This is a genomic window from Pseudomonas sp. YA1 (assembly GCF_058680555.1).
In genome coordinates this window covers 1-9617 of record NZ_JBZWBG010000037.1, presented here as the reverse complement: position 1 = coordinate 9617, position 9617 = coordinate 1, and the positions used below count along the sequence as shown (strand labels likewise).

Annotated in this window: 7 protein-coding genes and 1 pseudogene; 7 read left to right on the top strand and 1 reads right to left on the bottom strand. The window is 65.7% G+C overall.

The window, feature by feature from the left end; all coding sequences use genetic code 11:
- Positions 1-616: 616 nt before the first annotated feature.
- Genes mexG through opmD form a run of 4 tightly spaced genes read left to right on the top strand, consistent with a single transcriptional unit; the run spans position 617 to position 6745 of the window.
- Positions 617-1063: a multidrug efflux RND transporter inhibitory subunit MexG gene (mexG, locus tag AC4OR5_RS30750; RefSeq protein WP_023125236.1), complete on the top strand. Its 447-nt coding sequence runs from the start codon at positions 617-619 to the stop codon at positions 1061-1063.
- A gap of 7 nt (positions 1064-1070) precedes the next feature.
- Positions 1071-2183, top strand: a complete 1113-nt coding sequence (mexH, locus tag AC4OR5_RS30745) for a multidrug efflux RND transporter periplasmic adaptor MexH (protein ID WP_003093609.1) — start codon at positions 1071-1073, stop codon at positions 2181-2183.
- A 12-nt stretch (positions 2184-2195) separates the two neighbouring features.
- Complete coding sequence (gene mexI, locus AC4OR5_RS30740; RefSeq protein ID WP_023108252.1) at positions 2196-5285, top strand: multidrug efflux RND transporter permease MexI; 3090 nt, start codon at positions 2196-2198, stop codon at positions 5283-5285.
- Positions 5282-6745 carry a multidrug efflux transporter outer membrane subunit OpmD gene (opmD, locus tag AC4OR5_RS30735; RefSeq protein ID WP_116271303.1) on the top strand — a complete coding sequence of 488 codons (1464 nt, stop codon included), beginning with the start codon at positions 5282-5284 and terminating at the stop codon, positions 6743-6745. The genes mexI and opmD overlap by 4 nt, the downstream gene beginning before the upstream one ends.
- 10 nt (positions 6746-6755) lie before the next feature.
- On the opposite strand, the gene phzM is transcribed toward opmD, so the two are convergent.
- The gene (phzM, locus tag AC4OR5_RS30730; RefSeq protein ID WP_009313264.1) at positions 6756-7760 is read right to left on the bottom strand and encodes a phenazine-1-carboxylate N-methyltransferase PhzM; all 1005 of its coding nucleotides are present in this window, start codon (positions 7758-7760) and stop codon (positions 6756-6758) included.
- A 696-nt stretch (positions 7761-8456) separates the two neighbouring features.
- Here phzM and phzA point away from each other — a divergent pair.
- The 3 genes and pseudogenes from phzA to AC4OR5_RS30715 form a co-directional block, all read left to right on the top strand.
- The gene (phzA, locus tag AC4OR5_RS30725) at positions 8457-8945 is read left to right on the top strand and encodes a phenazine biosynthesis protein PhzA (RefSeq protein WP_003114729.1); all 489 of its coding nucleotides are present in this window, start codon (positions 8457-8459) and stop codon (positions 8943-8945) included.
- Positions 8946-8974: 29 nt separating this feature from the next.
- On the top strand, positions 8975-9463 hold the full coding sequence (gene phzB, locus AC4OR5_RS30720; protein WP_003123955.1) for a phenazine biosynthesis protein PhzB: 489 nt from the start codon (positions 8975-8977) through the stop codon (positions 9461-9463).
- Positions 9464-9498: 35 nt separating this feature from the next.
- Positions 9499-9617, top strand: a pseudogene (locus AC4OR5_RS30715) (phospho-2-dehydro-3-deoxyheptonate aldolase); the annotation flags it as partial.

Sequence of the window (9617 nt, the reverse complement as noted above, 5' to 3'; positions counted from 1 at the left end):
GCATTTCATCAGGGCTCGGGAGTTGCAACACCACTCCATGAAGCCGGATATACGGATGCAGTCGTACACAGGTTTGAAATCAAGACAAACACTGGCAAACCGGGAGGGGTCCATATACGGATAACGCCAGGGGCGTTATCCGCCGCTGTCCCGGAGAACCGGCGGATAACCGCAAGCGGTTATTCGCCCTACGGAACCAGGATCCGCCACGTAGAGGTTTGTCATGCTTGCCCTCCAGACGATGGGGTAGCGAACTCGCCCCGGCAGGAGGCCGAATCGTCGCGCAGCGGGTCGAGCGACAGTGATGCCGCGAAGGCGTCTCGCTCCAGGGGAACCGTCGCGACGGGTTGCCTGCAAGCTACACCCAGCCCCTCCCCCAATAGTCCCCGCGACCAATCGTCAGCCCCTCATCCCACCGTCCCGCGACACCAACGAATCCACCTGAAACCCACGCCCAGCAAGGCCTACAGCGCTAATCACAGACGCCCTTGACCTCAACTTAACTTGAGGTTTTATAGTCTCCGCTGCGGTCATACCGCCCCGTTTCCCCAGGACCACGAACCGCCCCCACGGCCGCTTCGCGGCGCCGGATGGCGACCAGCACAAGGAACGACCCATGCAGCGCTTCATCGATAACTCGCTCGAAAGCAACTGGCTCTGGCTGACCGCCCGGATCTGCCTGGTCCTGATGTTCGTCGCCTCGGGACTGGCGAAGCTGTTCGACTATCAGGCCAGCCTGGAGGAAATGCGCGCCGCCGGCCTGGAGCCGGCCTGGCTGTTCAACATCGCCACCGCCGTGACCCTGCTGGCCGGCTCCGCGCTGGTCCTGCTGGACCGCAAGCTATGGCTCGGCGCCGGGGCGCTGGCGGTGTTCCTGCTGCTGACCATCCTCATCGTCCACACCTTCTGGAGCAAGACCGGCGTCGAAGCCAAGCTGGCGATGTTCTTCGCCCTCGAACACATCGCGGTGATCGGCGGCCTGATCGCCACGGCCATCGCCAGCGCGCAACGCCAGCGGCTGCGCCAGGACGTCTCCGTGGCCGCCACCTACCAAAAGGCCTGAGGCGATCATGCAGAAACCCGTCCTGATCGCCAGTGCCGCGCTCATCTGCGCGGCGGTTATCGGCATCGCCGTCTACGCCACCGGCTCGGCGAAGAAAGACGCCGGCGGTTTCGCCGGCTACCCGCCGGTGAAGGTCGCCCTCGCCTCGGTGGAGCGGCGGGTGGTGCCGCGCGTCTTCGATGGCGTCGGCGAGCTGGAGGCCGGTCGCCAGGTCCAGGTGGCCGCCGAAGCGGCAGGACGGATCACCCGCATCGCCTTCGAATCGGGCCAGCAGGTGCAGCAAGGGCAGTTGCTGGTGCAACTCAACGACGCGGTGGAACAGGCCGAGCTGATCCGTCTCAAGGCGCAGTTGCGTAATGCCGAGATCCTCCATGCCCGTGCGCGCAAGCTGGTAGAGCGCAACGTCGCCTCGCAGGAACAGCTGGACAACGCCGTCGCCGCCCGCGACATGGCGCTCGGCGCGGTGCGCCAGACCCAGGCGCTGATCGACCAGAAGGCGATCCGCGCGCCCTTCTCCGGCCAGCTCGGCATCCGCCGCGTGCACCTCGGCCAGTACCTCGGCGTCGCCGAGCCGGTGGCCAGCCTGGTGGATGCGCGGACCCTGAAAAGCAATTTCTCCCTGGACGAAAGCACCAGCCCCGAGCTGAAGCTCGGCCAGCCCCTCGAGGTCCTGGTCGACGCCTATCCGGGGCGCAGCTTCCCGGCGCGCATCAGCGCCATCGACCCGCTGATCGGCAAGTCGCGCACGGTGCAGGTCCAGGCCTTGCTGGACAACCCCGAAGGCCTGCTCGCCGCCGGCATGTTCGCCAGCATCCGGGTCTCGCGCAAAGCCGACGCGCCGTCGCTGAGCGTGCCGGAAACCGCGGTCACCTATACCGCCTACGGCGACACCGTGTTCGTCGCCCACCAGGAAGGCGACCGGCCGCTCAGCGCCAAGCGCGTCTCGGTGCGGATCGGCGAGCGCTGGGACGGTCGCGTGGAAATCCTCCAGGGCCTCGCCGAGGGCGACCGGGTAGTGACTTCCGGACAGATCAACCTGAGCGACGGGATGGCCGTGGAACCGGTCAAGGAAGACACCCTGAGCAGCGCCGCGCCCCCCGTGCCGGTCGCCGGCCGCTGAAGGAACCCCGCGATGACCTTTACCGACCTGTTCGTCCGCCGGCCGGTGCTGGCGCTGGTGGTCAGCACGCTGATCCTGCTGCTCGGCCTGTTCTCCCTGGGCAAGCTGCCGATCCGCCAGTACCCGCTGCTGGAAAGCTCGACCATCACCGTCACCACCGAGTACCCCGGCGCCTCCGCCGATCTCATGCAGGGCTTCGTCACCCAGCCGATCGCCCAGGCGGTGTCGTCGGTGGAGGGCATCGACTACCTTTCCTCGACCTCGGTGCAGGGGCGTAGCGTGGTGACCATCCGCATGCTGCTCAACCGCGATTCGACCCAGGCGATGACCGAGACCATGGCCAAGGTCAACTCGGTGCGCTACAAGCTGCCCGAGCGTGCCTACGACTCGGTGATCGAACGCTCTTCCGGCGAGACCACCGCGGTGGCCTACGTCGGCTTTTCCAGCAAGACCCTGCCGATCCCGGCGTTGACCGACTACCTGTCGCGGGTGGTCGAGCCGATGTTCTCTTCCATCGACGGCGTGGCCAAGGTCCAGACCTTTGGCGGCCAGCGCCTGGCCATGCGCCTCTGGCTCGACGCCGACCGCCTCGCCGGGCGCGGCCTGACCGCCTCCGACGTGGCCGAGGCGATCCGCCGCAACAACTACCAGGCGGCGCCGGGGATGGTGAAGGGGCAGTACGTGCTGTCCAACGTGCGGGTCAACACCGACCTGACCAACGTCGACGACTTCCGCGAAATGGTCATCCGCAACGATGGCAACGGCCTGGTGCGCCTGCGCGACGTCGGTACCGTCGAACTGGGCGCCGCCGCCACCGAGACCAGCGCACTGATGGACGGCGACCCGGCGGTGCACCTGGGGTTGTTCCCGACGCCCACCGGCAACCCGCTGGTGATCGTCGACGGCATCCGCAAGCTGCTGCCGGAGATCCAGAAGACCCTGCCGCCGGATGTCCGCGTCGACCTCGCCTACGAGACTTCGCGCTTCATCCAGGCCTCCATCGACGAGGTGGTGCGGACCCTGGTGGAAGCGCTGCTGATCGTGGTGCTGGTGATCTACCTCTGCCTCGGCTCGCTGCGCAGCGTGCTGATCCCGGTGGCGACCATTCCCCTGTCGATGCTCGGCGCCGCCGCGCTGATGCTGGCCTTCGGCTTCAGCGTCAACCTGCTGACCCTGCTGGCGATGGTGCTGGCCATCGGGCTGGTGGTGGACGACGCCATCGTGGTGGTGGAGAACGTCCACCGCCACATCGAGGAAGGCAAGTCGCCGGTGGCGGCGGCGCTGATCGGGGCCCGCGAAGTGGCCGGCCCGGTGATCGCCATGACCATCACCCTGGCCGCCGTGTACACCCCCATCGGCCTGATGGGCGGCCTCACCGGCGCGCTGTTCCGCGAGTTCGCCCTGACCCTGGCGGGCGCGGTGATCGTGTCCGGGGTGGTGGCGCTGACCCTGTCGCCGGTGATGAGTTCGCTGCTGCTCCAGGCACACCAGAACGAGGGGCGCATGGGCCGCGCCGCCGAGTGGTTCTTCGGCGGCCTGACGCGGCGCTACGGGCAGGTCCTGGAGTTCTCCCTGGGCCACCGCTGGCTGACCGGCGGCCTGGCCTTGCTGGTGTGCATCAGCCTGCCGCTGCTGTATTCGATGCCCAAGCGCGAACTGGCGCCGACCGAGGACCAGGCCGCGGTGCTCACCGCGATCAAGGCGCCGCAGCACGCCAACCTCGACTACGTCGAACTGTTCGCGCGCAAGCTCGACCAGGTCTACACCAGCATCCCGGAAACCGTGAGCACCTGGATCATCAACGGCACCGACGGACCGGCGGCGAGCTTCGGCGGGATCAACCTGGCGGCCTGGGAAAAACGCGAGCGCGACGCCTCGGCGATCCAGTCCGAGCTGCAAGGCAAGGTCGGCGACGTCGAGGGCAGCAGCATCTTCGCCTTCCAGTTGGCCGCCCTGCCCGGCTCCACCGGCGGCCTGCCGGTGCAGATGGTGCTGCGCAGCCCGCAGGACTATCCGGTGCTCTACCGGACCATGGAAGAGATCAAGCAGAAGGCCCGCCAGAGCGGGCTGTTCGTGGTGGTCGACAGCGACCTCGACTACAACAACCCGGTGGTCCAGGTCCGCATCGACCGCGCCAAGGCCAACAGCCTGGGCATCCGCATGCAGGACATCGGCGAGTCGCTGGCGGTGCTGGTGGGCGAGAACTACGTCAACCGCTTCGGCATGGAAGGCCGCTCCTACGACGTGATCCCGCAGAGCCTGCGCGACCAGCGTTTCACTCCGCAAGCGCTGGCACGGCAGTTCGTGCGCACCCAGGACGGCAACCTGGTGCCGCTGTCGACGGTGGTCCGGGTGGAGCTTCAGGTCGAGCCGAACAAGCTGATCCAGTTCGACCAGCAGAACGCCGCGACCCTCCAGGCGATCCCTGCGCCCGGCGTCTCCATGGGCCAGGCGGTGGCCTTCCTCGACGACGTGGCGCGCGGCCTGCCGGCCGGCTTCAGCCACGACTGGCAATCCGACTCGCGGCAATACACCCAGGAAGGCAACACCCTGGTGTTCGCCTTCCTCGCCGCCCTGGTGGTGATCTACCTGGTGCTCGCCGCGCAGTACGAGAGCCTGGCCGACCCGCTGATCATCCTGATCACCGTGCCGCTGTCGATCTGCGGCGCGCTGCTGCCGCTGGCGCTGGGCTACGCGACGATGAACATCTATACGCAGATCGGCCTGGTCACCCTGATCGGCCTGATCAGCAAGCACGGCATCCTCATGGTCGAGTTCGCCAACGAACTGCAACTCCACGAGCGCCTCGACCGCCGCGCGGCGATCCTGCGCGCCGCGCAGATCCGTCTGCGGCCGGTGCTGATGACCACCGCGGCAATGGTCTTCGGCCTGGTGCCGCTGCTCTTCGCCAGCGGCGCCGGCGCCGCCAGCCGCTTCGGCCTGGGCGTGGTGATCGTCTCCGGGATGCTGGTCGGCACCCTCTTCACCCTGTTCGTGCTGCCCACCGTCTATACCCTGCTGGCGCGCAACCACGCGGAAGTCGACAAGAGCCCGCGCAGCCGGCAACTGGCCGAGGCCGATCTGCTGGTGAACAAGGTATGAAGCGCTCCTACCCGAACCTTTCGCGCCTGGCGCTGGCCCTGGCGGTCGGCACCGGCCTGGCCGCCTGCAGCGTCGGCCCCGACTACCAGCGTCCGCAGTCGCCGCCGCCACGCGTCGCCAGCGAGCACCTCGGCGAGTTCTCCGGCGAGCGGCGGGAAGCGCCCTGGTGGAGCTTCTTCGACGATCCGCAACTGGTGCGCCTGGTCGACCAGGCGCTGGCGCGCAACCACGACATCCGCGAGGCCCGCGCCAACCTGCGCAGCGCCCGCGCGCTGTTCGACGATCGCTGGCTCGACCAGTTGCCGCAGGTCACCAGCCAGGCCGGCTACAACCGCAGCATCGAACAACAGCTGGACTACGACGGCGAGCCGCGCCGGCGCCTGGCGGAGAGCTACCGCGCCGGCTTCGACGCGCAGTGGGAAATCGACCTGTTCGGTCGCCTCGGCCGACTTTCCGACGCCGCCCTGGCCCGCGCCGAAGCGGCCGACGCCGACCTCCGGCTGGTACGCCTGAGCATCGCCGCCGACACCGCCCGCGCCTACTTCGAGATCCAGGGCTACCAGCGCCGGCTGGACGTGGCGCGCGCCCAGGTGCGCAGTTGGCGCGACACCCTGGAGCTGACCCGCAGCAGCCTGCAACTGGGCAGCGGCCTGCCGGAGGACGTGGAGAACGCCCAGGCCAACCTGCTGCGCAGCGAAGCGGCGATTCCGCCACTGACGACCGCGCTGGAGAGCGCCCGCTACCGCCTCGACGTGCTGCGCGGCGAGGCGCCGGGCAGCGGCGCGCCGATCCCCGACGGTGGCGGCGCCGCGCCATTGGCGAAGAACCTGCCGCTGGGCGACGTCGACCGCCTGATCCTCCAGCGCCCCGACGTAGTCAGCGCCGAGCGGCAACTGGCAGCGAGCACCGAAGACGTCGGCGCGGCCACCGCCGAACTCTATCCGCGCCTCGACCTGGGCGGCTTCATCGGTTTCTTCGCCCTGCGCAGCGGCGACCTCGGCAGTGCCTCGCGCGCCTTCGAACTGGCGCCCAGCGTCAGTTGGCCGGCGTTCCGCCTGGGCAACGTACGGGCGCGCCTGCGCGCCGTCGAGGCGCAGTCCGACGCCGCGCTGGCGCGCTACCAGCGCTCCCTGCTGCTGGCCCAGGAGGACGTCGGCAACGCGCTCAACCAACTGGCCGAACACCAGCGTCGGCTGGTCGCCCTGTTCCAGTCCGCGACCCATGGCGCGAACGCCCTGGAGATCGCCAACGAACGCTACCGCGCCGGCGCCGGCAGCTACCTGGCGGTGCTGGAGAACCAGCGCGCGCTGTACCAGATACGCGAGGAACTGGCGCAGGCGGAGACCGCCTCGTTCGTCAACGTCATCGCCCTCTACAAGGCGCTCGGCTGGGGCAGCGGCGACCTGGCGCCGGGCGCCGGCCAACTGGCCGCCGGCGAAACCGCCGGGGCCAACCGTTGAGAGTTCCGATTCAGGCCCTGGCAGCGACGATCATGCGGGTTTCCATCGGCAGGTCGACGATCCGCTCCACCGCGAAGCCGCCGCGCCCGAGCAGGTCGACCACCTCCTCGGTGGTGCGGTGGCGGCCAGCGCAGGCCATGAACAGGTGCACGTCCCAGAGCACCGACATCGGCGACGGCTCGCTGGCCGAGATGGTCCGCTCGATCACCACCACCCGGCCGTCGCCGGCCATCGCCTCGCGGCAATTGCCGAGCAACCTCAGGCTGGCGGTTTCGTCCAGATCGCCGATGATCCGCGACAGCAGGTAGATATCGCCGTTGGACGGCACCTCTTGCAGCATGTCGCCGCCCACCAGGCTGACGCGCTCCCCTGCCAACAGGCTGGAGAGGTTGTCGCGGGCCACGCCGAGGGAACCCTCGCGGTCGAGCATCACGCCCCGGGCGCTGGGCTCGGCCTGCAGGATGGCCTTGGTCAATTCGCCGGAACCGCCACCGACGTCGACGAAGCTACGCCCGCGGAAATCCAGGAGCCTGGGGATCTCGTGGAAGGCCAGGTTGCTCGCCTTCATCGCCAACAGGAAGCGCCGGCCGGCATCCGGGCAGCGCTTGAGGTAGCTGTAGAAGTCTTCGCCGAACGCCAGCTCGAAGCCTGGGGTACCGCTGAGCAGTGCCTCGCAGGCGGGCGTCCAGGCGGCGTGGAACTCCTCGCCGTAGAACAGCACCATGTCGCGGAAGGAGCCCTCGACATCCCTCAGCAGGTGGCTGGTGGGGGTATTGGCGTAGCCGTCGCGGGTATCGCCCTGAAAGATCTCGAAGGCCACCAGCAGGCGCATCAGTCGATGGATGCGCTCGGCATCGGAACCGACCGCGGCGGCCAGCGTCTCGTCGCTGTCGATCCCGCTCTCGATCAGATCGGCCAGCCCGAGGCGCGTAGCGACGTAGACGCAACGGGACTTCCATTCCCCGGTAACAACTTGTATCAAATTACGCGCAGCAGCAAGATTCGAATTATTCATCTTTTATTCTCTCTCGTTACACATTTCCGTAACCCGAGAAGTACCCAAGCGCTCTATTTCGCACTTCTTGCCCGCTCGGCGAGAAATACCGCAGAACACCCCGGTTCATTCGGAACTTTGAGAAAAAATGCGCTCATCCCCCGGATCAGCGCTCCCTGGATCTCGTTGCGGAAACAACCCTGGAACTTTCCAACTGCCTGTTCCAGAGCCTTTTCCTGCGTACCGAAAGAATAAAATTACAACTTGGCTACAACCTCCGGCATTGCAGGAAGCATCAGCTTAGCAATCCCGCATACCCTGTCTGGCACCTACCAGATCTTGTAGTTGAGCCGGTACGAGCGTTCTGTGTTTTATGCAATCCACATCAGCGACCAGGGATGCTGGCTATTTGAAACACTTCACGGAATGACGCTGAAAGTCTTCGCGACCTCGTCTGTCGCACCTTAACGAAAGCATTGCGAATCCATTACCGACAGGTTTTCAAAAGAAAACCGGGATGAAACTCCTATTGCCTTTCGAAAATTGGAAACGACAGGCGAACATATGTAACGCGAAATTTCACTCTACGTATAAACAATGCGCCCAGCGAATATCGCTCCCTTACCGAGCGACGAACTCCTGCGCGCCAGAGAATAACCGATGCCGCGAGGGAAAAGTTTCTCCGGCATACCTGGAGAGCCCTCTCGGAGGCGGCGCATGAACGGTCAGCGGTACAGGGAAACACCCCTCGACATCGAGCGTCTGCGGCGCCTGAATCGCGCCACGGTGGAGCGCTACATGGCCATGAAGGGGGCCGAACGGTTGCAGCGGCACAGCCTGTTCGTCGAGGACGGCTGCGCCGGCAACTGGACCACGGAAAGCGGCGAACCCCTGGTTTTCCGGGGCCATGAGAGCCTCAGGCGGCTCGCCGAGTGGCTCGAGCGCTGCTTCCCCGACTGGGAGTGGCACAACGTGCGGATCTTCGAGACCGAGGATCCGAACCACTTCTGGGTCGAGTGCGACGGGCGCGGCAAGGCGCTGGTCCCGGGGTATCCGCAGGGCTATTGCGAGAACCACTACATCCATTCCTTCGAACTCGAGAACGGCCGGATAAAACGTAATCGCGAGTTCATGAACCCGATACAGAAATTGCGTGCATTGGGAATAGCCGTTCCGCAAATAAAACGTGACGGTATTCCCACTTGAATGACATCTACCGCCAAGGAGCATTGACGATGCCTGACACGACAAATCCAATCGGTTTCACCGATGCCAACGAACTTCGCGAAAAGAATCGCGCCACCGTCGAGAAGTACATGAATACCAAAGGCCAGGATCGCCTGCGCCGCCATGAACTTTTCGTCGAGGACGGCTGTGGCGGTTTATGGACCACCGATACCGGCTCGCCCATCGTCATTCGTGGCAAAGACAAACTTGCGGAACATGCCGTCTGGTCATTGAAGTGCTTTCCCGATTGGGAGTGGTACAACATAAATATATTCGGAACCGACGACCCCAATCATTTCTGGGTCGAATGCGACGGTCACGGCAAGATTCTTTTCCCCGGATATCCCGAAGGTTATTACGAAAACCACTTCCTGCATTCCTTCGAACTTGAAGACGGCAAGATCAAGCGCAACCGCGAATTCATGAACGTCTTCCAGCAATTGCGCGCCTTGAGCATTCCGGTCCCGGAAATAAAACGCGAAGGCATTCCCACTTGATCGAAACGATATCTCCTGCCGAAGGGGGACCCACCATGGACGATCTATTGCAACGCGTACGGCGCTGCGAAGCGCTGCAGCAACCCGAATGGGGCGATCCGTCGCGCCTGCGCGACGTGCAGGCGTACCTGCGCGGCAGTCCGGCGCTGATCCG

Bases quoted from the DNA above. Each gene is read 5' to 3' on its own strand.
- mexH (WP_003093609.1), top strand. From the start codon at position 1,071: ATGCAGAAACCCGTCCTGATCGCCAGTGCCGCGCTCATCTGCGCGGCG.
- mexI (WP_023108252.1), top strand. From the start codon at position 2,196: ATGACCTTTACCGACCTGTTCGTCCGCCGGCCGGTGCTGGCGCTGGTG.
- phzM (WP_009313264.1), bottom strand. From the start codon at position 7,760: ATGAATAATTCGAATCTTGCTGCTGCGCGTAATTTGATACAAGTTGTT.
- mexG (WP_023125236.1), top strand. From the start codon at position 617: ATGCAGCGCTTCATCGATAACTCGCTCGAAAGCAACTGGCTCTGGCTG.
- phzB (WP_003123955.1), top strand. From the start codon at position 8,975: ATGCCTGACACGACAAATCCAATCGGTTTCACCGATGCCAACGAACTT.
- opmD (WP_116271303.1), top strand. From the start codon at position 5,282: ATGAAGCGCTCCTACCCGAACCTTTCGCGCCTGGCGCTGGCCCTGGCG.
- phzA (WP_003114729.1), top strand. From the start codon at position 8,457: ATGAACGGTCAGCGGTACAGGGAAACACCCCTCGACATCGAGCGTCTG.